Raw genomic sequence first — 21,639 nt, forward strand, 5'->3', positions numbered from 1 at the left:
GTGAATTCATAGGGGCATTTAGCCCCTTTTCCTGACTTGGATCAAAGATTAAACGGAGATGTCGGTTTATCCAGCCGATAGTGAAACGATGACAGAGATGAAACCCGTGACCGAAGTAACCGCCATCAAGGCCCCCGTCCTTCCGGACGCACAGACCGTAACAGACGTCAAACATTGGACCGACAGCCTGTTTTCCTTCAAGGTGTCGCGTCCCGCCTCGCTGCGGTTCCGTTCGGGCGAGTTCGTGATGATCGGCCTGCTGGGCGACAACGGGAAGCCTTTGCTGCGCGCTTATTCCATCGCCTCGCCTTCGTGGGACGAAGAGCTGGAGTTCTACTCGATCAAGGTGCAGGACGGCCCGCTGACCTCGAAGCTGCAGCACATCAAACCGGGCGATCAGATCATCCTGCGCCCCAAGCCTGTTGGCACGCTGGTGCATGACGCTCTGCTGCCAGGCAAGCGCCTGTGGTTCTTTGCCACCGGAACCGGTTTTGCGCCCTTCGCGTCCTTGCTGCGCGAACCGCAGACCTATGAGGATTACGACGAGGTCATCATCACCCATACCTGCCGCGAAGTGGGTGAATTGGAATATGGCCGTCAGCTGATCGAAAGCATCCGCCAGGATGAGATGCTGGCCGAGCTGATGGGCGAAGGCTTTGCCGACAAAATCCGCTATTATCCAACCACTACACGGGAAGAGAGCCCCAAGATGGGCCGCATCACCGAATTGCTGAAAGACGGCACGGTTTTTGCTGATCTGGGCATCGAAGGCGGCATCAAACCGGAAACCGACCGTGCGATGGTCTGTGGGTCGTTGGCCTTCAACCTGGACATCAAAAAGATTCTGGAAGAGTTCGACCTGCGCGAAGGTGCCAATTCCGAACCCAAGGAATTTGTCATCGAAAAAGCCTTTGTTGGCTAACTCGATGCACCGGTTCCGGGGCATTTGGCCCCGGACTGGCGAAAAACCTCTGACAAAACCCGGTTTTTTCGGCCTGGCCTGCACTTATGCCGCTTGAATCGGCGTGCAGGCCAGTCTAAATTCCGGCCTTGAAATTCTGCAATCATCAAAGGAATGAACCCATAGCCCGCAGACCTCACAACGCGCCGCCGCAAAGAGACACCGGCCCCCGCGTCAATGATAAGATCCGTGCCCCCGAAATCCGTCTGATTGGCGCTGAAGGTGAAAATGTCGGGGTGGTTCATCCCGCCAAAGCCATGCAGATGGCAGTTGATGCCGGTCTTGATCTGGTCGAAATTTCGCCCAACGCAAACCCGCCGGTCTGCAAGATCATGGACTTTGGTAAGTTCAAATACGAGACGCAGAAACGCGAAGCCGAAGCCCGCAAAAAACAGAAGATCATTGAGATCAAAGAGGTCAAATTCCGACCCAACACTGACACTCATGATTACGACGTGAAAATGCGGAATGTGTTCAAGTTTCTTGAAAACGGGGACAAGGTCAAAGTGACACTGCGTTTCCGCGGCCGTGAAATGGCGCACCAAAATCTGGGTCGTGAGCTTTTGGAACGTGTTGCGGCCGACACCAAAGAGATCGGCAAGGTTGAAAACATGCCGAAGATGGAAGGCCGTCAGATGATCATGCTGATCGGCCCGTTGCCACAGAAATAAACCCCTGTGCATATCGAATTTGAAACCCTGTCAGATCAGCTCTGACAGGGTTTTTTGTTGGTTCTATCGTACGGGCCAAGCGGCGCTTCAGCCGGGGATCGAGGTCGAGATTGCCCGACTAAGTTTGCCCACAAGCTCGTCTATCTGCGCGTCTTCAATGATGAACGGCGGGGCCAGCAGGACATGATCCCCAACCCGACCATCCCGCGTACCGGACATGGGATAGCAGATCAGCCCCTCGGTCAGCGCGGCTTTCTTGATTTTGCCTGCAACGCCATGAGCCGGATCAAACGGTGTTTTTGTTTCGCGATCAGCCACCAACTCCAGCCCGCGAAACAGCCCCCTGCCGCGGATATCGCCGACATTTGGATGTTGTCCGAATTCGGCCCGCAACGCTTCTTGCAGCTTTTCGCCCATCACGCCGGCGCGCGCGGGCAACGCGCGCACGGTCAGTTCGGTGACAACAGCCAGGGCCGCTGCTGTCGCAACCGGGTGACCAATATAGGTGTGACCATGCTGAAAGAACCCGGACCCGTCGCGGATTGCATTATAGATTTTCCCGGTGCACATCATCGCACCAATCGGTTGGTATCCAGCACCCAACCCTTTCGCGATGCACAGAATGTCCGGCGAAACCCCATCATGATCGCAGGCAAACAAATGCCCGGTCCGCCCCATGCCACACATGACTTCATCAAGAATCAACAAAACGCCATATTGGTCACAGATCTGGCGAATACGCTGGAAATACCCCTCAACGGCAGGAACCGCGCCCAGCGTTGCGCCCACAACGGGTTCCGCCATGAAAGCCATAACCGTTTCAGGACCCAAGCGAAGGATCTCGGCCTCCAACTCATTCGCGACGCGCTGGCCGTAGTCAAAACTGCTCTCGGCATCCGGCTTTTCAGCGTATTCGAAACAGGGCGCGATATGTGTCATCTCGATCAGCATCGGAGCAAACTGCGCGCGCCGCCATTCGTTACCTCCAGCCGACAACGCGCCCAAAGTGTTCCCGTGATAGCTCTGCCGCCGCGCGATCACCCGGCGACGCTCGGGCTGGCCAATTTCAAGAAAGTACTGCCGCGCGAGTTTCATCGCCGCCTCGGTCGCCTCGGATCCGCCTGAGACGAAATACACACGGTCCAGACCATCAGGAGCATGTTCCACCAACAGATCGGCCAGTGCTTCGGCAGGTTCGGATGTCATGAAACCGGTATGTGCAAAAGCGATCTGTTCGACCTGCCGCTGCACGGCTTCGACAACCGCCGGGTTCGAATGCCCGAGGCACGACACCGCAGCGTCACCACAATCCAGATAGCGCTGCCCCTGATCGTCGATCAGGTAACACCCGTCGCCACCAACGGCGACCGGCAGGTTCGATTTGGTATGACGAGGAAAAACGTGGCTCATTGCTGAGGTCCTTTCAAAACCGCGACCAGCGCCGAAACCGACGCTGCGTTGTTCGCCCAGGCACTTCCGTCCTGGTCGGTCAAACTGTTTTCAAATCCAACCCGCACATCCCCGCCACGGTCCGCAGCCGTTTTTAGGCAAGCATGTTCCTGCTTTCCGAATGCACAGACCATCCAACCGGAGTGGGTTTGCCGAAAGTGATCAAGGTCTTCCGGTGCAGTTTCCTGCCCCGTGGTGTAACGCCCCAGAACCAACAGCCGATCAGTTTGCCCGTCGCGGACGATCCCGCGGGCCTGCCAGTCTGCCAGAAACGCAGCATCTGCATCGTCATAGAGAATATGCTGAACGCGCGTTCCCTGCTCGGCACACAGACCGTAAACATTATCCGCGAGGTCCGGCGCGCGCGCGATTTCCCGGACCGAGATCGAAGCCCATTTTGGCTTTACGTGCTGCAAACAGTGCAATTGGGCCGGGACATCAAAGATACCCGCCGCCTCGGTAGTAATCTGAATGTCCATTTCAGGCACGGCACGACGCAACTCGGACATCGTCTCAAGATAACGCCCGGCATCCAGAGAATGCTGCCCCTGTTCATCGCGCACATGCAGGTGAATCCCATCTGCACCGGCCCGAAAACAGCTTTGTGCAGTCGATACGATCTCCTGCACCGACACCGGAAGCTGAACGTGATCCGCATGCCCCCTCCGGGCACCGTTCGGCGCCACCAGAACATAGGGCGAATGCGATTGCGGCAGTGTTTTGGACATAAGAGCACCCTTTTCAACTTTTAACCCAGTTAAGGACCTTAGGCGCGTTTTCAATTTACATCTTTCATAACATTTGTTTTCTTTCGCGGATGACCAAGTCTTTGAGCCAGCTTACCGAAGCTCTGCGACAGCAGATTGACCAGTTGCCTCCCGGATTGCAGATGGCGGCAAAATACATCCTCGACCATCCCGGAGATTTCGGGCTGGACTCAATTCGAGAAACCGCAGCAAAAATCGGCGTGAGCTCGAACGTTCTAGTCCGGCTGGCGGATCGGATGGAATATGACCGCTTCGACGGCCTGCGCGCTCCGTTCCGCGATGCGTTGGTCACAGATGGTGAGGATCATCTGAGCCAAAGTTGGCTTGCCGACATGCAAGACGGTGATTCATTCAGCGCTGCCCAGGCAAAATTTGCCCAGAATGCACAGAACGTCGTCATGCGATCCCTGCGGTTAATGAACCCTGAACGCGTCAAGCGCGCCGTTGAAATTATGACGTCTTCTGACAGGTGCTTTGTCACCGCCACCCGCGCCAGCTATGCCCTGTCATACTATTTTTCTTATGCCGGACGCATGGCACACCCCGGTCTGCAACTTGTTCCGCGCCACATGGGGTCCGCGGCAGATGATCTGTTGGACGCAAGCCCCAACGATTGCCTGATTGCAATCACCGTCCATCCCTATTCCGCCGACACCATCCAATCAATGCGATTGGCGCGACGCATGAATGTGCCGCTCATCCTGATTGCCGACAGCGAAGTGATCGCACCCGGGATCGAGCCTGACGTGGTTTTCCCCATCAGCACGCGATCTCTGCACCACTTCTCAAACTATGCCGGGGCCATGGTGGTTCTGGAATGCCTACTGGGTCACCTGTTTCAATCGGGCGGAGACGTCGCGCGCGATCGCGTGGACAATTACCAAAAGTCCCGAGAAGACACAGGCGCATACTGGCAACCATCCCAGCCGCCCAGAATAAGGCGGACATAGAAAAAGCTCCGGCCATAAGGTCCGGGGCTTTTTTGATAGTTTTGAGCTTACATGCAGGCTTCAATGGCCCGCTTGGTCATGACACTGACCAGATGCGCGCGGTACGCCTTGCTGCCGTGCAAATCGGCAATCATGTTCGCGGGATTGATGCTCAGCCCGGTCAATGCATCCTGCCGAAACTCCTTGTTCAGGGCTTCCTCTGCCTCGGACCAGCGGAACACACCATCCTCACTGGCCCCTGTTACCGAAACGCGAACACCGTCGGCGAAACGTGCCAGATACACTCCGACCAGCGCAAAGCGCGATGCGGGTTGCAGGAACTTCTGATAGCTGGCCGCTTGTGGCACCGGGAAATTGACCGTGGTGATGATCTCACCTTCCTCCAAGGCTGTACTGAACAAACCCTCGAAGAAATCATCCGCTGCGATTTGGCGCGTATTGGTGATGATCGTCGCACCTGATCCCAAAGCGCCCGCCGGATAGCACGCTGCCGGATCATTGTTGGCCAGTGAGCCACCGATTGTTCCTCGATTGCGCACCGCTGGATCGCCGATCTGCCCAGCCAGTGCGGCCAGCGCCGGATAGCTGCCGGCGGCCTCTGACGCCACCGTTGCGTGGGTTGTTGCGCCACCAATGGCCACCGACCCGTCGTCCTCGATGCAGACCCCCTGCATGTCGGGAATCCCACCCAGCGACACCAGCGTAGACGGTGCTGCCAATCGCTGTTTCAGCGTTGGGATCAGCGTCTGGCCGCCCCCTAACGCTTGTGCATCCTCGCCTCCCAGCGCCGAAACGGCGTCAGCAACGGTCGAGGGCTTTTCAAACTCGAAATTGTACATTTCGCTTTCCTTTCCGAAAGGCGCGGATCCGCCCTTCATCTGGCTAAAAATATCCCGAGGGTCTGGGGGCAGAGCCCCCAGGCCACCCGACCAATCAGCTGTTCATCGCCGCCCAGACACGTGACGGGCTCACCGGCATATCGATGTGATCGACCGCCTTGCCGCCCGAGTTCAGCGCATCCAGCACCGCATTGACCACCGCCGGCGGCGAGCCAATTGCACCGGCTTCACCGCAGCCCTTCACACCCAACGGGTTATGCGTACAGGGCGTCTGGCTGGAATGATCGACACCATAGAAAGGCACGTCATCCGCGCGCGGCATCGCATAATCCATGAAAGACGCGCTCAGCAACTGACCGTTTTCATCATAGGCACAATTCTCCAGCAAAGCCTGCCCTATGCCCTGACCAATGCCGCCATGGACCTGACCGTCGACAATCATAGGATTGACGATGTTGCCAAAGTCATCTGCGGCGTTGAAAGCCTCGACGGTCACCTGACCGGTCTCTGGGTCAACCTCGACCTCGCACGCGTATGCACCGGCCGGGTAAGTGAAATTGGCCGGGTCGTAAAACGCGGTCTCCTCCAACCCGGGTTCGACTTCCAACGGGTAGTTGTGTGGTACATAAGCCGTCAGGGTTACATCACCCCAGGCCACCGACTTGTCGGTACCCGCGACGCTGAACTGACCGTCTTTCAGTTCAATATCCGCCTCGGAAGCTTCCAGCAGGTGGGCGGCGATCTTCTTGGCCTTCTCGATTACCTTCTCGGTCGCTTTGACCATGGCCGAACCACAAACGGCCAACGAGCGCGAGCCATAGGTGCCCATGCCAAACGGGATCTTTGAGGTGTCGCCATGCACGATCTCGACCATCGATTCGTCGATACCGATCATGTCGGCCACAACCTGCGGGAAGGCTGTCTCATGCCCCTGCCCGTGGCTATGTGCGCCCACCATGACGCTGATCGAACCCGTGGCGTTCACCCGAACAGTTGCGGCATCATACAGACCCGCGCGGGCCCCCAACATGCCGACGATGTTCGAAGGCGCGATACCGCAGGCCTCGATATAGCAATTGATGCCCAGACCACGCAGCTTGCCGTTGGCTTCGCTTTCGGCCCGACGCGCGGCGAAACCCGCCAGATCGGCAGCGACCTCAAGCTTGTCCATCGTCCCGTTGTAATCCCCGGTGTCATAGGTCAGTGCGACCGGAGTGTCATAGGGGAACTGAGTGATAAAGTTTTGACGGCGCAGGGCAATCGGATCAACACCCAACTCGCGTGCGGCTTTATCCACGACACGCTCCAGCTGATAGGTCGCCTCAGGGCGTCCAGCGCCGCGATAGGCGTCTACCGGCACTGTGTTGGTAAACATCGCCTTCACGTTCACCTGAATGACCGGCGTCTTGTAGTTGCCAGCCATCAGAGTGCCGTGCAGCCAGGTCGGAACCGAGCTGGAGAAAGTCGACAGATACGCACCCAGATTGGCATAGGTGTTCGTGCGCAGACCGATAAAGTTGTTGTCTGCGTCCAGTGCCAATTCGATCTTGCTGACATGGTCGCGACCGTGGGCATCCGACATGAACGCCTCGGACCGGCTGGATGTCCACTTGACCGGACGGTTGCAGGCCTTGGCGGCAAAGGTGCAGAACGCTTCTTCTGCATAGTGGAAGATCTTGGTGCCAAAGCCGCCGCCCACATCCGGCGCCACGACGCGCACTTTATGCTCGGGCAGGCCCAGAACAAAGGCGCACATCAGCAGACGGATCACATGCGGGTTCTGCGACGTGGTGAAGAGCGTGTAGTCGCCCGTGCCAGGCTTGTACTCACCCACCGCCACACGCGGTTCCATCGGGTTTGCGACCAGGCGGTTGTTGACCAGATCCAACGTCGTTACGTGGGCTGCATTGGCAAAGACCTCATCGACCTTGGCGTCGTCCGTCTCACCCAATTGCCAGTCATAGCAGATGTTGTTCTTCAGATCGTCATGAACCAGCGTCGACCCATCCTGAGCAGCAGCTTTCATGTTCATGACAGCCGGCAGTTCTTCGATATCCAGATCGATCGCCTCGGCCGCATCACGGGCCTGTTCGAGGCTGTCGGCCACAACGGCCGCAATCGGGTCGCCCACATGGCGCACCTTACCTTGTGCCAAAATGGGGTGCGGCGGCTCCTGCATCGGCGCGCCGTGCTTGTCGGTCACTTCCCAACCGCAGGGCATCCCGCCCACGCCTTCGAAATCTTTGCCGGTGAAAACCTTGACCACTCCCGGCATAGCTTCGGCGGCTGAGGTGTCGATACTCTTGATCCGTCCATGCGCGATGTCGGACCGCAGGAAATGTACATAAGCCTGGCCATGTACGTTGATGTCGTCGGTATAATTGCCCGCTCCGGTCAGAAAGCGTACGTCTTCGCGCCGCTTGGAACTGGCTCCGATGCCACTGTCTTTGGGCATTGCTTGTTCTCCTCCCATAAACGGATGCTGTGCATCCTATGTCTTCCCACGGGCGCTTCATCGGACGCCCGCAGCGGCATCATTCGGCAGCGATGCTGCTGACGTCCTGACCAGATGCGGCCATGATCGCCTTGACAATGTTGTGGTAGCCGGTGCAACGGCACAGGTTGCCTTCCAGATACTTGCGCACCTCGGCTTCGGTCGGGCGCGGGTTTTCTTTCAGCAGTGCTGCAGCACTCATGACCATTCCCGGTGTGCAGAAACCGCATTGCAGGCCGTGATGGTCCTGAAATGCCTGCTGAATCACGTTCAGCGAGCCATCCTGGTTAGCCTGGCCTTCGATCGTGCCCACATCAGCCCCGTCTGCCTCAAGCGCCAGCATATTGCAGGACTTCACGGCCTCGCCGTTCACATGAACAACACACGCGCCGCATTGCGCTGTATCGCAACCCACATGAGTGCCAGTGAGATTGAGATTCTCGCGTAGAAAACCGGACAACAACGTCCGCCCTTCCACCTCACCGCTCACGGTCTTACCGTTCACGGTCATTGAGACCTTGGTCATAAGATCCTCCCCTATTGGCTTTTATCGCTGTCGCCGAGTTAAACACGGGAAAATTTGTTTGAGAACAAAAATATTTAGCGCCAATATCCGACGTTCGTAGGGGTCGTCTTTTCTTTCATAGCCGCCTAAGAAGAAAAGCTAAAATCTGTCACATCACCTTTTGCGCGACGCGCGTGGTTGCGGCCGCGTCGGGATTTCTTTCAACAACCCGCCAACCCCCATCCCAGCAATGTCCGCGCTGGTTGTTTCGACCCCGCAAGCAACCCGCGACAAGACCCAATCCGCACCGTTCAATGCAGGCGAACGGGCGCATCCGGGCAATCCGATTACTGGCCTTGGGCCGAGTGTTCCAAGAAACAGCAGATTACCGGGATCGACTGGCATGCCGAACCTATCAACCTGACCGCCAGCCGCCCGCACGGCCTGAGGTGCAACATCAAAAACATCAGATGTGGCAGAGCCGGTCAAGATCATCACAATGTCACCGGCAGCCTCTGAAATAGCCTGCGACAGCGGTTCGGCTTTGTGTGGAACGATCCGTACATCGCTGAGGTCCATGCCAAGGGTTTCTACCCGGCCGCGAATGGCTGCGATCCCCTTTTCGTTGGGGGGACCTCCGGGAATATCCGTTACGATCAGCCCTGCCGTTTTATGTACCGGTGCCACCAGACGAATCGAGGCCCTAGCCAGACCAGCGGCCTGCACGACGTCATCCTTTGGAACGGCGTAGGATATCACCTTGATTGTGGCGACCATCCCGCCCGGACCCATCTGTTGATATTGCGGCACGGTCGCTACTGTGATCATCGGGTTGACGCAGTTGAACTCCTGCAGGGCCGCAACGTCCAATTCGACAACACCCGGCCCGTCGGCCAGCAGGTTCACGCGCCCGGTAAACGGCTGCGTTACCCGTAAACCGGCGGCATCTGGATCAGGCGCAAGTGCAGCGGCCAACATTTCAGCAGCCTCGTCCTCGTGGCAATCGCCGGGCTCAAGCTGCGCAACCGTGACCTCATCATATCCAGCTGCACCCAGATGAGCCGCATGTTCGGCAGTCAGCAGCAATCCTTTGCGCAACTTGGCATCCTGAACCTGGACGGAGTGTGCAAGGATCGCGCCGGTGGCCTCGGCGACAGGAACGGGACCGAATTTCACGCCTTGCCCCGCAGCACGGCCGTCATCTGGGCGAGGATGGCCACCGCGATCTCGGACGGATCCGCCGCGCCGATGTCCAATCCAATCGGTCCGTGGATCTGGGCAATCTGTTCGTCCGTAAAACCCGCCTCTTTCATGCGAGCAACCCGCTTGGCATGCGTACGCGTGGACCCCAGAGCGCCGATATAAAACACGCCCGCCTTCAAGGCAGACTCCAAAGCCGGGTCGTCCAATTTGGGGTCATGCGTCAGCAAGACAACAGCGGTTCGCGTATCCATGCCCAGCTTGGCGACCGCCTCGTCCGGCCAATCAGTCAGGATGGTTTCGCCCGGGAATCGGGCACCAGAGGCAAAGGCATCGCGCGGGTCGATGATGGCCGGATCATATCCGGCGATCCGGGCCATCGGAACCAGAGCCTGCGCAATGTGCACTGCCCCCACTATTATCAATCGCAGCGGAGGGTTGTGGACTGCAACAAATGTCTGCCCGTCCTCCTCAAAACCTGATCGGTCCATGCGCATTCGGTTTGAATAGGCTTTGCGGCGTAAAGCCCGATGACCGGTCTCGGTATTAACTTCATAGGCCACCGGTTCCCGCTGTGCGCGGGCTTTGACCAGATCTCGCAACATGGATTCGGGCAGGACCGAACCGACAGGTTCCACTAAAACACGGATCGTTCCTCCGCAGGCCAAACCCACGGCAAATGCATCCTCGTCACTGACACCAAATTCCAACAGACGTGCCTCACCTTCGTCCATCGCCTCAAGCGCTTCGACGATGACCGCGCCTTCGACACAGCCGCCGGATACCGACCCTTCGATCCGCCCGTCTGCGGCGATCACCAACTGTGCACCGACGCGGCGCGGCGCGCTGCCCCAGGTTTCAACCACCGTGGCCAGAGCGGTTGGGTTACCCTCGGAATGCCATTTAAGGGCCGTCTCTGGGCTGTTGTCGAATCTGTCCATTGCACCCTCCCGGCGTGTTCTGAACCAACATAGGCAGGTTTGGCGCAATGAAAAGTAAGCCTTAAGGCGAATACCGGATGTTCGACCTGTCTGTTAAACTCAGAATTGCATCGGCGTATACAAGCCCAGATTGCCAAGCAGCCCACAAATCATTGATTGCACCCTGCCCAGATTCTAGCCTACATGCGTAGCTGCTGCATTCCAGTATGCGCATATTAATTTTTGACAATGGAGACAGAGAGTTGAAACGCATTTTTACACTCGGAATGGCACTTGGCCTGTTCACCGCAAGCGTTGCATCCGCAGACACGTTCCTGCGTTATGGCGAGGTTGAAGGTTGGAAAGTATTTATTGACGAGGACAAGAAATCCTGCCTGATCGAAGCTGTAGACGACGCCGAAAATGTCGTTCAGATGGGTCTGACCGAAGACCGTAGCGTCGGATATGTCGGCGTCTTTACCAAGGCCAAGACCGACATCAAGCGCGGCGAAAAAGAAGCTGTCGCGGTCCTGCTGGGCGACAACATCTATGTTGGTGAAGCAACCGGTATGAAGGGCAACATCACCAAGGGTTACTCAGGTGGTTACGTCCTGTCCGACGATCCCCAATTCGCCGATGATCTCGCCAAGCAAAAGGTCATGGTTGTGTTCCCGGAAAAGGAATTTGCCTTCACCGTTGATCTGACCGGCACTTACAAAGCCATGGAAATGGCCCGCAAGTGCAACGAAGAACAGCTAAGCTGATACTCAGTCGGAAAGCGCGGACAACAGCCGCGCTTTCTCACCCACGTCATCGGGTTTCGAGATGACATTGGCCAGATCTTCCAACGACGCGATCGAGTGACCAGCACGGAAGCTGTCAACATGGGGCAGCATGGCCGCGACGCCCTGCGCTTTGGGCGCGAACCCATCCCACCGTAGCAATGGATTCAACCAAATCAGACGACGCGCAGACAGGTGCAATCGCTCCGTCTCTTTACCCAACGCCTCGGGGTCTCCGCGATCCAGCCCGTCCGAGATCAATAGGACCACAGCACCCTGCCCCATGACCCGCCGCGACCAATCGCGGTTGAACGCGTGCAGACACTCGCCAATCCGCGTTCCCCCTTCCCAATCCTGAGCCTCAGCCCCAGCGGCGGCCAGAGCCGCATCTACATCGCGCTGCTGAAGATGACGGGTGATATTCGTCAGACGCGTCCCAAAGGTAAATGCGTGAACCTTGGCCCAGCCTGCCCCTTTGGCGTTCGACACCGCATGCAGGAAATGCAGGACGATCCGGCTGTACTGGCTCATCGACCCCGAGATATCGCAAAGCACGACAAGATTGGGCCATCGAGGTTTCGGCTTGAGCTTAGCAATATCGCGCAACTCTCCACCCTGACGCATCGCCGCGCGCAATGTCCGCGCCCGGTCGATGCGATGCCCCAGGTGGCTGGCCTGACCGCGCCGGGATTCTATCGGCTTCACCGGCAGAGAAAGCCGCGACAGCATGCGCTTGGCTTGCGCGATCTCGGCGGTACTCATCTGCTCAAAGTCCAGACTGCGCAGGCGTTCCTCGGAGGACGCCGTTTGCGAGGCGTCGATCTCTAACTCAGTCTCCTCTTCCTGCTCAGCCACCTCGGGCAGATCACGTTCAACCCCGTCCAACAACGCCTCGGCCGCGCGCTTTTCGGCCGCGTCAGCCTTGTGTTCTTCCTGTACGCCGCGAATGGCAGGCAGCATCATGGACATCATGTGCTCAAGATATCGGGGGTCACGCCAATAGAGGCGAAAGACCTGCGCAAATACAGTGCGGTGTTCCGGGCGGTTCACAAAACAGGCGTGCAATGTCCAGTAGAAATCCTGTTTTTCCGTGAACCCCGCCGCCTGAACCGCGCGAATAGCATCCACCACTCGACCCGTCCCAATCGGTAGCCCGGCCTTACGCAACGCGCGTGCGAAATGGGTGATGTTTTGCGCCAGCTTGGGGTTTTCCGGAATGTCGATCGGAAGCTGTTCAGCCATCAGGCTGGTTCCAGCGACGCTTTGGCTTGATCCAGTATTCGTTTCGCCTCGGACCCCTGCAATTTCTGGATGTCGTCCTGGTATTTCAAGATCGCACCCAGAGTATCTCCGATGACTTCGGGGCTAAGGTTGATGACGTCCAGCGCAAGCAGGCATTTGGCCCAATCTATCGTCTCAGCCACACCCGGTTTCTTGAACAGGTCTTCGGTGCGTAGATGCTGAACAAAGGCCACGACCTCACGACTAAGCGCTTCGGCAGCTTCCGGCGCGCGCGCGTGCAGGATTTCGATCTCGCGGTCGAAATCGGGGTAGTCGACCCAATGATAGAGGCAGCGTCTTTTTAGTGCATCATGCACCTCACGTGTGCGGTTCGAGGTGACGATAACGATGGGCGGCTCCGGTGCTTTGACCGTGCCCAGTTCAGGAATCGTGACCTGAAAATCGCTGAGCGCCTCAAGCAGGAAAGCCTCGAAAGGTTCATCCGTGCGGTCCAACTCATCGATCAGCAGGACCGGCGCGCCGTTTTCATCCGGGCGCATCGCCTGCAGCAGCGGGCGTTCGATCAGGTACTCGTCCGAGAACAGCTCGGTCTGCAATGTCCCCCGATCCGCCCCGCCCGCGGCTTCGGCCGTGCGGATCGCCACCATCTGCGCCGGAAAGTTCCATTCATAAACGGCGGAAGAGGCATCCAGTCCTTCGTAGCATTGCAACCTGATCAGGCGCCGGTTCAGACCGGAGGCAAGGGCCTTGGCGATCTCGGTCTTGCCCACCCCGGCCTCACCTTCCAGAAACAGTGGTCGGCCCAGTTTCAGGGACAGAAACACCACCGTCGCCAGCGCGCGCCCGCAGACATAGCCCTGTGAACCCAACATGGATTGGACGGCGTCGATGGAATCTGGCTGTGTCATGTTTCGATCTCTCCCTTGGCACAACAGGTCATGACCACCCGCGCGCGTCAAGGCCGTGTTCTTTCCGGGACTTACGACGTTCGGACTGATTGACAAGGTCTGGGACCGAATTGAAGGTCTTTCACCGCCGGGTCCGCTGTGCTAGCGGAAGGCCATGACCGATACCCTCACGATCCGCCGCCCCGACGACTGGCATCTGCACCTGCGCGATGGCGCGATGTTGCAGGCCGTCCTGCCCGAAACCGCGCGTCATTTTGCCCGCGCGATCATCATGCCGAACCTTGTGCCGCCCGTCGTGCGCGGCGATCAGGCCGCCGCCTATCGCGACCGCATATTGGCCGCGCTGCCCGAAGGCATGACGTTCGAGCCGTTGATGACCCTGTACCTGACTGAAGATACGGACCCCGATGATATGGCAGCAGCCCACGCCAGCGGTCTGGTCAAAGCCGTCAAACTGTACCCGGCGGGCGCGACGACCAACTCTGCCTCCGGCGTGCAGGATTTCGACAAAGTGCGTCCGGTGCTGGAAAAGATGGCCGAGATTGGCCTGCCCATGTGTGTGCATGGTGAGGTTACCGACGCCGAGATCGACATCTTTGACCGCGAAGCTGTGTTCATCGACCGTGTTCTGGATCCGATCCGCAAGGCCACTCCCGGACTGCGTGTGGTGATGGAGCACATCACGACCGCGAACGGTGTCGATTACGTCAAATCCAATAACAAGGATCTGGGTGCAACGATCACGGCACACCACCTGATTATCAACCGCAACCATATCCTCGTTGGTGGAATCAAGCCGCATTACTATTGCCTGCCTGTCGCCAAGCGCGAAGAACATCGACTGGCGCTGCTGGCGGCTGCGACCTCGGGCGATGCGCGGTATTTCTTGGGTACTGACAGCGCACCCCACACCGACGCCAACAAGGAAATGGCCTGCGGGTGTGCGGGATGTTTCACGGCGACCAATACAATGTCACTTGTGGCCGAGATGTTTGACCGCGAGGGCGCTTTGGACAAGCTGGAAGGCTTTGTGTCTCTGAACGGCCCGGCCTTCTATCGCCTTCCGGTGAATGAGGAAACCATCACCCTGACCAAAGGCGAACCGGTGGAATACCCGGGCAAGATCGACTGCGACGAAGGTCCGGTCACAGTATTTGAACCGGGTTTCCCGCTACACTGGCGCGTGACTTAAACCGCTAGCAACGCAGACAAATCGCGGGCGCGGCCTCCGGTGCGCAGCATCGACCAGATCACGTCCGCGTCTTCTGTTCCGATCAGCTTGTTGGCCTTGCCGCGCACGCGATCCTCACGGTCTGACAAAGTCATGGGGGCCAACAGGTCATGCGTGGCCTCGCGTCTCGCTCCATCCCGGCGCAACAAGGTCAGTTGCGCCTGCGTTTCCGACAAACTGTCATCCGCTTCGACAGAGACGCGGTCCCGCAAGGATACTAGCCGCGGGTCGGCGCATATCTTGTCCGAATAGCTGATCGGCAAGGCGGTATCATAGCCAAGTGCCTGCATCGCGATCACCGTCCGATATGAGAACTTGGCACCGAGGCCAGTTGTCGGGGAAGTCTGGTTGCAGACGCTCATCCACCTGGGATGCGTCTTGATCTTTATTTCGGCCACCTCCGGTTCGGCGATATCCAGGTCGCGCGCGGCCTCAAGCGCGGCGTGCAATCCGTGGCAACAGGCATGAAACTTGTGACTGACGCTTTCAAAAAGCCATTCCGCACCCAGTCCATCCAATGAGGCTGCAATGTCAGACTGTCCTTTATGTGTCGCGCCAAATCCATAGGACCCTTCCAACGCGTCTGAATTGGGATCGAATCCTGATGCCACCAACAAAGCTGCCTCAACCCCGGCAGAGGCCGCCAGACCCGCGTTATAAGGTTTTCCCATCGTTCCGAATTGCGCCTTTAGACCGGCAGCCCTAGTCGCCGTCAGGCCCAGAACTTTTCGCATCTGTTCGACGTCGAATCCCAGTATGCGCCCTGCAGCGACAGCTGCACCAAACGCGCCAGACGTTGCTGTCTGGTGAAAGCCCGCCTGATAGTGATCGCGCCCCAGCCAGAGGCCGATCCGAATGGACGTCTCCATCCCAACCAAGGCTGCCTCAAGGAAATCGACCAGAATACGGTCGTCCCATTCGCTTAGGGCCAGCGCCGCCGGTAGGACAGCAACCGATGGGTGGCCGATATGGGCGAAATGCGTGTCGTCATAATCCAGGGCATGCGAAACGGTTCCGTTTACCAATGCAGCACCGCGCAGGGGCGCCCCTCCTCCACCAAAAAGGCGCGCTTGTTCCGCCCCCCTTTCGCCAAGAACAAGGTCGCGGACTGTCCGGGAAACAGGCTCATCAACTCCGGCACGCCCGACAGCAACCCAGTCCAAAACAGAAAGAGACGTAACGACCCGCGTCTGCAAAGTCGTCGTGATGGGCCCCGCCGCGAAGGCTGCCAGTGAAGTGGTAAAATCGGTCATGGACGCAGTCTAGCGACCGTCAACCCGGGGTAAAGACCTAGCTGTATAAGTCCTTCGCACGGGTCTCAAAGGCCTGAACGATCCGATGCATGGCCTCGTTGAAGACCACACCGATGATCCCTTGCAGAATGGCGTTCTTGAATTCGAAATCCACGTGGAAAGTGATGTTGCATCCGCCATCATCGGCGTCAGCGAACTGCCAGTCGGATTTCATGTATTTGAATGGGCCGTCCAGATATTCGGTGTCGATTCTTCTCTGATCGGCAAACAATGTCACCCGGCTACCAAACCGTTCGCGGAACACTTTGAACGAGATCACCAGATCCGCTTCCATGACCTGCGCCTCACCCGCCGCATAGGTCCGACGAATGCGGGCGGCTGCGCACCACGGCAGAAACTCGGGATACTTTGCCACGTCCGCGACCAGCTCGTACATCTGCTGAGCAGTGTAAGGAAGGTGACGTGTTTCCGAATGAGTAGGCATGGCGTCCGGTTTTTCAGGTGACAATGGCGCGTCATGTCGTATGTTGCGCGCCAAAGATCAAGGGGGCAGCGATGAGCGACCGCGCATATGTGATAGATACGATGATCTCGGCCAAGGCGATTGCAGCCCGAATCGAGGAATTATGCCGCGAAATCACGGCAGAATTCGGAGATACCGACAAGCTGATCGTGGTCGGCCTACTGCGCGGCAGTTTCGTCTTCATCGCGGATCTGGTGCGCGAGCTGGACCTGCCGATCGAAGTCGATTTCCTCGAAGTATCCTCGTATGGAGACGCGATGGAAAGCAGCCGGGAAGTACGTATTCTTAAAGACTTACGTGGCGCGATTGAAGGGCGCGATGTTTTGGCTGTTGAGGATATTGTCGACACCGGCCACACGCTGAACCACGTCACAAAACTGTTGCGCAGCCGCAAGCCAAGCCGACTTAAGTCCATTGCCTTGCTGGACAAACCCAGCCGGCGCGAGGTCGATTTCCGTTCCGATTGGATCGGCTTTGAAATTCCAGACGAATTCGTTGTGGGTTACGGGATCGACTACGCGCAGCGCAATCGCAACCTGCCGTTTATTGGTAAGGTTCGTTTTGTCGAAGACTGAGAGGGGCAAAAACAAACCCAGATTCCAATAGTCATAGTAGCTGCGCACCCTTTCATTCACTTAATTGAATACCATTGGACAACGCCCTCAACAACAGATTACCCTCCGACCATCTTGGGAGGATTCTGCTTATGAAAGTAATGTCTATTGGGCTTCTGGCGACTTGCGCCGTCGCCGCAACAGTTGGTCTTGCGGACGCAAAAGACAACAAGGGCAAAGGGAAAGGCCCAGACAAGTCGAAAATCGAAAAGTCGATAAAGACCAATAATGGCGTTGGTGTACCGCCCGGACAGATCAAGCGTTATACGCGAGGTCAGAAACTCCCTAACGATCTGAATTTTGATTATCTTGATGACCTGGACGGCTGGAAGTTGAAGCCCCTACCCGCCGGTCAGCGATATATTCGCGTGGATGACGAAATCCTGTCGATATCAGATGACACTAAGACAGTCATTGATGCCGTTGGAATAGTGAGCGATCTCGTAAACTGAAGTTTCAGCCATTAAGTGATCGAATTGCGGCAACAAATACGTCTACTCCTACCGGGATAAGTGCGTCTGGGAAATCATAGTCAGGGTTATGCAATTGCGGATGATCCTGCCCCGACCCCAGCCAGAACATAGCCGTTTTCGCGCCTTTCCCAAATTGCCCGAAATCTTCTGAGAACTTTTGCGGCGTCTCTGTTGAATGGCACGCTACTCCACGCTCGGCGCAGGCCGTTGCGATGATGCTCACCGCGTCGCGGTGATTGACGCAGGCCTCGAAGACATCGTCATAGGTGATCTCAAACTCCAGACTGTCGGCGGATGCGGCGCGGCGCGCCAGCGCCTCGGCCTCGGTGATCAGCGTTTGCATCCGGGCGTCTGAAACGGTGCGCAAGGTCACCCAGATCTCGGCCTGCCCCGGAGCGACGCCGAAAGTCGGCTCTCCCAAACGAGCATGCGTCACAGTTGTCAGCGCAAAATCGGCATCCAACGCGCCGCCTGCGCCTAAACCCGCCAGCTTCGAAACAAGTTCGGACATCGCCTCAGCCGGGGAAATCCCATCCTGAGGCGCAGCCGCATGGGATGTCTTGCCGGTCAGGATAATTTTCATCCCGCGCGAGGCGCAATTGGCCGAACCCTGACACAACTCAACTGCACCAAGTTCCAACCCCGGCAGGTTGTGCAAAGAGAACACATAGTCCAGCGCGATTTGCGCGAATTGGGGGTCCGCGCGAAAGGCGATAGCGCCCTGCCCGGTTTCCTCAGCCGGTTGAAAGATCAATACCACCCGACCCTTTTGGGGGCGGTGGCGTGCCAAGTCTTCGGCAACGCCAAGCACCATCGCCATGTGCCCATCATGGCCACACAGATGCCCTTTGCCCGGAACCTTCGACACATAGGGGTGCGTGCCAAGTTCTTGAATCGGCAGCCCATCCAATTCGCACCGGATACCTACGGTTGGCCCAGCCTGCCCACTGTCAAAAACCGCGGCAACGCCATGCCCCCCCAATCCGGTAAGCACACGGTCCGCACCGAATCCCCGCAAAAGCTCTGTCATACGGGCAGCAGTCTCACGCTCGTCCCCGGAAAGTTCGGGATATTGATGCAGGTCGTGGCGCAGGCGTGTCAGCCGCGCGTGCGCTTCGGGTGTCACCCCTGTTCCAGCTTTTTCTGGCGAGCCTCACGCAACCGGGAAAAGTCATCCCCCGCGTGGTAAGACGACCGGGTCAGAGGCGTCGCGGACACCATCAGGAACCCTTTTCCATAAGCTGCCTTTTCATAGGATGCGAATTCTTCCGGCGTCACGAACCGATCCACACCATGGTGTTTGGGCGTGGGCTGCAGATACTGACCGATGGTTAGAAAGTCGATATCGGCGGCGCGCATGTCATCCATGACCTGCCGAACTTCTTGCTCATTCTCACCCAATCCAACCATGATTCCCGATTTGGTAAAGATTGACGGGTCCAGCTCTTTGACGCGCTGCAACAGCCGCAGCGAGTGGAAATAGCGCGCACCGGGACGCACTTCGAGGTACAGGCCAGGTACGGTTTCCAGATTGTGGTTGAACACGTCCGGCTTGGCCTCGACGACAGTCTCAAGCACGGAAGAGTCACATTTCAGGAAATCAGGTGTCAGGATTTCAATGGTCGTCTTCGGCGACCGGTGCCGCACCGCGCGTATCGTCTGCGCGAAATGATCGGCACCGCCGTCTTTCAGATCGTCGCGGTCAACGGATGTGATCACGACGTGGTTCAAACCCAGCTTTTCGACCGCATGTGCCACACGCCCTGGTTCAAACGCATCCAACGACTCCGGACGTCCCGTTGCAATGTTACAGAAGGTACAGCCGCGCGTGCAGATCTCGCCCATGATCATCATGGTAGCGTGGCCCTGGCTCCAGCATTCGCCAACATTTGGGCATCCGGCCTCTTCACAGACAGTGACCAAATTATTCTCGCGCATGATCTTGTGCGTCTCGGCATAACCCTTTCCGCCGGGGGCCTTGACGCGTATCCACTTGGGCTTTTTGGGCTGCGCATTGTCTGGACGATGCGCTTTTTCGGGATGACGTTGTTCTGGGATCTTCAGATCACGCACGGCTGGCTTTCCTGACTTTGGGTCAATTTGCTTTGCCCTAACATAATACGCCCGCGCAGACTATGCCACCCGGGTATACCCGCCATGCACGTCAGGTTTGCACTCGCAGAATACGGCCCCGCACTTCAAACACTCAAGGCAGATTTAATATCGTTTACTGTCACTTAAAGATATATCGCAATTGCAGCATTTCTGGCGTTGAAGACGGTTTAGAACTGTTTTAGGTCACCATTAATTCTAATGTGAATCACAGGAGCCCGTAGATGAAAACCGGCGCAAAACTGCCTTCCGTTACCTTCCACACCCGTGTCCGCGACGAAGCAATCGAAGGATCCAACCCGTTCCGTTGGGAAGACACAACAACCGCGGATTACTTCGCAGGCAAGCGCGTCATCCTGTTTTCCCTGCCCGGTGCGTTTACGCCCACATGCTCGACCTACCAACTGCCCGGTTTCGAAAACGGCTATGCTGATTTCACTGCCAAGGGCATCGATGAAATCTACTGCATGTCCGTGAATGACAGCTTTGTCATGAACAAATGGGCACAGGATCAGGGCCTGAAAAACGTCAAAGTCATCCCTGACGGTTCGGGCGAATTTACCCGCAAAATGGGCATGCTGGTCGACAAGGAAAACTTGGGCTTTGGCATGCGTTCGTGGCGCTACGCTGCCATCGTAACCGATGGCGTGGTCGAAGCTTGGTTCGAAGAGCCTGGCCTGATGGACAACGGCCCAGAAGATCCCTATGGCGTTTCGTCCCCGGAAACCCTGATGAAGCATCTGGAAGAAGCCAAAGAACCGGCACTGGCATAACAATTGTCAGGCTGACGTATCAAAGGCTCGCCTCTGGCGGGCCTTTTTTAATGGCGGGTCGCGGTTACGATATCATCGCCAACACGCCGGATGACTTCCGCAAGACTGTCGAACCAGTCTTCATGTCCCGTCGAAAGGCGCCGGACCAACCCCACCGTCCGCGCAGGCTGCGGTGCCCCGAACCGCATGAGCTTGAGCCCCGGAACAGCTTCGGTTTCCGAGCGCGCCGCGAGTTCAGGCATGAGTGTCAGACCAAACCCTTCGGCAACCAGTCGCGACAGAGTCGCCAATGAGGACGCCCCCATATTGATCAAACCGCTGCTCCTGTCCTGACCACAGACCTCAAGCGCCTGATCCGTCAGGCAATGCCCGTCATCCAGCAACATCAACTGCGCGGTCTGCAGATCCACCGGGCGCAAGGCATCCGGGTCTGAGTGTACTGTCCCAAGCCGCCCCGCGCTTCCGGCAAGCAGAAAGCGATCCTCGAAAAGCGGCAATTCGAACAATTCGCTTCCACCGGCCGGCAAGGCCATCACACCGGCATCGATTTCCCCGGCCCGCAGCATGGCCAGCAAGCGCTCAGTCCGTGCTTCGCGGATCTGCACCCGCAAGGAGACATCTGCCGTGCGCAGCCCGGCAAGCACACCAGGCAAAAGATAAGGCGCGATCGTCGGAATGATCCCAATTGCCAACGACCGATGCCCAACGGAATGATCCTTTGCGAACTGGTCCAGCCTGTCTGCCGCGCCTAGCACCTGACGGGCGTAGTCCAGCACGTCGCGCCCCAACGGCGTCAGCAGTATGTCGCGGGCCTGACGTTCGAACAGCGGCCCGCCCAAGGTCTCTTCTAACGCTTTGATTTGAACCGACAGCGCGGGTTGTGAGACATGGCAGACCTGCGCCGCACGACCAAAATTACGCTGATCTGCCACCGCATTGAAATACTGAAGCTGTCTGAGGGTAAAATTCATA

At 57.6% G+C, this 21,639-nt stretch carries 22 protein-coding genes; 8 read left to right on the forward strand and 14 right to left on the reverse strand.

What is annotated here, in order from left to right:
- Nucleotides 1-88: 88 nt before the first annotated feature.
- The gene (locus AC2FJE_RS01805) at nt 89-922 is read left to right on the forward strand and encodes a ferredoxin--NADP reductase (RefSeq protein ID WP_496754759.1); all 834 of its coding nucleotides are present in this window, start codon (nt 89-91) and stop codon (nt 920-922) included.
- Nucleotides 923-1,050: 128 nt separating this feature from the next.
- Nucleotides 1,051-1,632, forward strand: a complete 582-nt coding sequence (infC, locus tag AC2FJE_RS01810; RefSeq protein WP_496753874.1) for a translation initiation factor IF-3 — start codon at nt 1,051-1,053, stop codon at nt 1,630-1,632.
- Nucleotides 1,633-1,719: 87 nt separating this feature from the next.
- On the opposite strand, the gene AC2FJE_RS01815 is transcribed toward infC, so the two are convergent.
- Both AC2FJE_RS01815 and AC2FJE_RS01820 read right to left on the reverse strand, forming a co-directional pair.
- Complete coding sequence (locus tag AC2FJE_RS01815; protein ID WP_496753872.1) at nt 1,720-3,042, reverse strand: aspartate aminotransferase family protein; 1,323 nt, start codon at nt 3,040-3,042, stop codon at nt 1,720-1,722.
- Nucleotides 3,039-3,809, reverse strand: a complete 771-nt coding sequence (locus AC2FJE_RS01820) for a beta-keto acid cleavage family enzyme (protein ID WP_496753870.1) — start codon at nt 3,807-3,809, stop codon at nt 3,039-3,041. Before AC2FJE_RS01820 ends, AC2FJE_RS01815 begins: the two co-directional genes overlap by 4 nt.
- A 101-nt stretch (nt 3,810-3,910) precedes the next feature.
- Here AC2FJE_RS01820 and AC2FJE_RS01825 point away from each other — a divergent pair, with 101 nt between their 5' ends.
- Nucleotides 3,911-4,798 (forward strand): MurR/RpiR family transcriptional regulator, encoded by an 888-nt coding sequence (locus AC2FJE_RS01825; protein ID WP_496704291.1) that lies wholly within the window; start codon nt 3,911-3,913, stop codon nt 4,796-4,798.
- Between the two features lie 47 nt (nt 4,799-4,845).
- On the opposite strand, the gene AC2FJE_RS01830 is transcribed toward AC2FJE_RS01825, so the two are convergent.
- The 5 genes from AC2FJE_RS01830 to AC2FJE_RS01850 form a co-directional block, all read right to left on the reverse strand.
- Nucleotides 4,846-5,637: an FAD binding domain-containing protein gene (locus AC2FJE_RS01830; RefSeq protein ID WP_496695323.1), complete on the reverse strand. Its 792-nt coding sequence runs from the start codon at nt 5,635-5,637 to the stop codon at nt 4,846-4,848.
- Between the two features lie 94 nt (nt 5,638-5,731).
- Nucleotides 5,732-8,092 carry a xanthine dehydrogenase family protein molybdopterin-binding subunit gene (locus AC2FJE_RS01835; RefSeq protein ID WP_496753868.1) on the reverse strand — a complete coding sequence of 787 codons (2,361 nt, stop codon included), beginning with the start codon at nt 8,090-8,092 and terminating at the stop codon, nt 5,732-5,734.
- Nucleotides 8,093-8,171: 79 nt separating this feature from the next.
- Nucleotides 8,172-8,657 carry a (2Fe-2S)-binding protein gene (locus AC2FJE_RS01840; protein WP_109311614.1) on the reverse strand — a complete coding sequence of 162 codons (486 nt, stop codon included), beginning with the start codon at nt 8,655-8,657 and terminating at the stop codon, nt 8,172-8,174.
- A 153-nt stretch (nt 8,658-8,810) separates the two neighbouring features.
- Complete coding sequence (locus AC2FJE_RS01845; RefSeq protein ID WP_496753866.1) at nt 8,811-9,812, reverse strand: molybdopterin-binding protein; 1,002 nt, start codon at nt 9,810-9,812, stop codon at nt 8,811-8,813.
- A complete protein-coding gene (locus AC2FJE_RS01850) occupies nt 9,809-10,777 on the reverse strand; it encodes an XdhC family protein (protein ID WP_282168408.1) in 969 nt (322 codons plus the stop codon). The genes AC2FJE_RS01845 and AC2FJE_RS01850 overlap by 4 nt, the downstream gene beginning before the upstream one ends.
- 242 nt (nt 10,778-11,019) lie before the next feature.
- On the opposite strand from AC2FJE_RS01850, the gene AC2FJE_RS01855 reads away from it, so the two are divergent.
- On the forward strand, nt 11,020-11,520 hold the full coding sequence (locus AC2FJE_RS01855; protein WP_082649166.1) for a hypothetical protein: 501 nt from the start codon (nt 11,020-11,022) through the stop codon (nt 11,518-11,520).
- Nucleotides 11,521-11,523: 3 nt separating this feature from the next.
- Here AC2FJE_RS01855 and AC2FJE_RS01860 read toward each other — a convergent pair whose 3' ends face one another.
- Together AC2FJE_RS01860 and AC2FJE_RS01865 are read right to left on the reverse strand one after the other, a co-directional pair.
- Nucleotides 11,524-12,780 carry a vWA domain-containing protein gene (locus AC2FJE_RS01860; protein ID WP_496753863.1) on the reverse strand — a complete coding sequence of 419 codons (1,257 nt, stop codon included), beginning with the start codon at nt 12,778-12,780 and terminating at the stop codon, nt 11,524-11,526.
- Nucleotides 12,780-13,688: an AAA family ATPase gene (locus tag AC2FJE_RS01865; protein ID WP_496753861.1), complete on the reverse strand. Its 909-nt coding sequence runs from the start codon at nt 13,686-13,688 to the stop codon at nt 12,780-12,782. Before AC2FJE_RS01865 ends, AC2FJE_RS01860 begins: the two co-directional genes overlap by 1 nt.
- Nucleotides 13,689-13,842: 154 nt before the next feature.
- Between AC2FJE_RS01865 and pyrC the strand changes: the two genes are divergently transcribed.
- A complete protein-coding gene (gene pyrC / locus AC2FJE_RS01870) occupies nt 13,843-14,880 on the forward strand; it encodes a dihydroorotase (protein ID WP_496753859.1) in 1,038 nt (345 codons plus the stop codon).
- Here pyrC and AC2FJE_RS01875 read toward each other — a convergent pair.
- Together AC2FJE_RS01875 and AC2FJE_RS01880 are read right to left on the reverse strand one after the other, a co-directional pair.
- Nucleotides 14,877-16,172 (reverse strand): MmgE/PrpD family protein, encoded by a 1,296-nt coding sequence (locus tag AC2FJE_RS01875; RefSeq protein WP_496760537.1) that lies wholly within the window; start codon nt 16,170-16,172, stop codon nt 14,877-14,879. The two genes, pyrC and AC2FJE_RS01875, sit on opposite strands and share 4 nt — an antisense overlap.
- Before the next feature lie 37 nt (nt 16,173-16,209).
- Nucleotides 16,210-16,656 (reverse strand): type II toxin-antitoxin system RatA family toxin, encoded by a 447-nt coding sequence (locus tag AC2FJE_RS01880; protein WP_282118567.1) that lies wholly within the window; start codon nt 16,654-16,656, stop codon nt 16,210-16,212.
- Between the two features lie 71 nt (nt 16,657-16,727).
- Here AC2FJE_RS01880 and hpt point away from each other — a divergent pair, with 71 nt between their 5' ends.
- Nucleotides 16,728-17,270 carry a hypoxanthine phosphoribosyltransferase gene (gene hpt, locus AC2FJE_RS01885; protein ID WP_058271886.1) on the forward strand — a complete coding sequence of 181 codons (543 nt, stop codon included), beginning with the start codon at nt 16,728-16,730 and terminating at the stop codon, nt 17,268-17,270.
- A gap of 131 nt (nt 17,271-17,401) precedes the next feature.
- Nucleotides 17,402-17,761 carry a hypothetical protein gene (locus AC2FJE_RS01890; RefSeq protein ID WP_282118568.1) on the forward strand — a complete coding sequence of 120 codons (360 nt, stop codon included), beginning with the start codon at nt 17,402-17,404 and terminating at the stop codon, nt 17,759-17,761.
- A 4-nt stretch (nt 17,762-17,765) separates the two neighbouring features.
- Here AC2FJE_RS01890 and AC2FJE_RS01895 read toward each other — a convergent pair whose 3' ends face one another.
- Both AC2FJE_RS01895 and lipA read right to left on the reverse strand, forming a co-directional pair.
- Nucleotides 17,766-18,908, reverse strand: a complete 1,143-nt coding sequence (locus AC2FJE_RS01895; RefSeq protein WP_496760539.1) for an amidohydrolase — start codon at nt 18,906-18,908, stop codon at nt 17,766-17,768.
- Entirely contained in the window at nt 18,905-19,855 is a 951-nt protein-coding gene (lipA, locus tag AC2FJE_RS01900) for a lipoyl synthase (protein ID WP_496760541.1), read from the reverse strand. The genes AC2FJE_RS01895 and lipA overlap by 4 nt, the downstream gene beginning before the upstream one ends.
- Before the next feature lie 263 nt (nt 19,856-20,118).
- Here lipA and AC2FJE_RS01905 point away from each other — a divergent pair, with 263 nt between their 5' ends.
- Nucleotides 20,119-20,667 carry a peroxiredoxin gene (locus AC2FJE_RS01905; protein ID WP_496760543.1) on the forward strand — a complete coding sequence of 183 codons (549 nt, stop codon included), beginning with the start codon at nt 20,119-20,121 and terminating at the stop codon, nt 20,665-20,667.
- Nucleotides 20,668-20,714: 47 nt separating this feature from the next.
- Here the strand turns inward: AC2FJE_RS01905 and AC2FJE_RS01910 are convergent, their stop codons facing one another.
- Nucleotides 20,715-21,638 carry a hydrogen peroxide-inducible genes activator gene (locus AC2FJE_RS01910; RefSeq protein WP_282168414.1) on the reverse strand — a complete coding sequence of 308 codons (924 nt, stop codon included), beginning with the start codon at nt 21,636-21,638 and terminating at the stop codon, nt 20,715-20,717.
- Between the last annotated feature and the right edge of the window lies 1 nt (nt 21,639).

It is taken from the genome of Ruegeria sp. CDSC002, assembly GCF_059610905.1.

Bases quoted from the DNA above. Each gene is read 5' to 3' on its own strand.
- AC2FJE_RS01860 (WP_496753863.1), bottom strand. From the start codon at position 12,780: ATGGCTGAACAGCTTCCGATCGACATTCCGGAAAACCCCAAGCTGGCG.
- AC2FJE_RS01890 (WP_282118568.1), top strand. From the start codon at position 17,402: ATGAAAGTAATGTCTATTGGGCTTCTGGCGACTTGCGCCGTCGCCGCA.
- AC2FJE_RS01815 (WP_496753872.1), bottom strand. From the start codon at position 3,042: ATGAGCCACGTTTTTCCTCGTCATACCAAATCGAACCTGCCGGTCGCC.
- AC2FJE_RS01875 (WP_496760537.1), bottom strand. From the start codon at position 16,172: ATGACCGATTTTACCACTTCACTGGCAGCCTTCGCGGCGGGGCCCATC.
- AC2FJE_RS01805 (WP_496754759.1), top strand. From the start codon at position 89: ATGACAGAGATGAAACCCGTGACCGAAGTAACCGCCATCAAGGCCCCC.
- AC2FJE_RS01910 (WP_282168414.1), bottom strand. From the start codon at position 21,638: ATGAATTTTACCCTCAGACAGCTTCAGTATTTCAATGCGGTGGCAGAT.
- AC2FJE_RS01830 (WP_496695323.1), bottom strand. From the start codon at position 5,637: ATGTACAATTTCGAGTTTGAAAAGCCCTCGACCGTTGCTGACGCCGTT.
- AC2FJE_RS01820 (WP_496753870.1), bottom strand. From the start codon at position 3,809: ATGTCCAAAACACTGCCGCAATCGCATTCGCCCTATGTTCTGGTGGCG.
- pyrC (WP_496753859.1), top strand. From the start codon at position 13,843: ATGACCGATACCCTCACGATCCGCCGCCCCGACGACTGGCATCTGCAC.
- AC2FJE_RS01905 (WP_496760543.1), top strand. From the start codon at position 20,119: ATGAAAACCGGCGCAAAACTGCCTTCCGTTACCTTCCACACCCGTGTC.
- AC2FJE_RS01835 (WP_496753868.1), bottom strand. From the start codon at position 8,092: ATGCCCAAAGACAGTGGCATCGGAGCCAGTTCCAAGCGGCGCGAAGAC.
- hpt (WP_058271886.1), top strand. From the start codon at position 16,728: ATGAGCGACCGCGCATATGTGATAGATACGATGATCTCGGCCAAGGCG.
- AC2FJE_RS01840 (WP_109311614.1), bottom strand. From the start codon at position 8,657: ATGACCAAGGTCTCAATGACCGTGAACGGTAAGACCGTGAGCGGTGAG.
- AC2FJE_RS01880 (WP_282118567.1), bottom strand. From the start codon at position 16,656: ATGCCTACTCATTCGGAAACACGTCACCTTCCTTACACTGCTCAGCAG.
- AC2FJE_RS01850 (WP_282168408.1), bottom strand. From the start codon at position 10,777: ATGGACAGATTCGACAACAGCCCAGAGACGGCCCTTAAATGGCATTCC.
- AC2FJE_RS01865 (WP_496753861.1), bottom strand. From the start codon at position 13,688: ATGACACAGCCAGATTCCATCGACGCCGTCCAATCCATGTTGGGTTCA.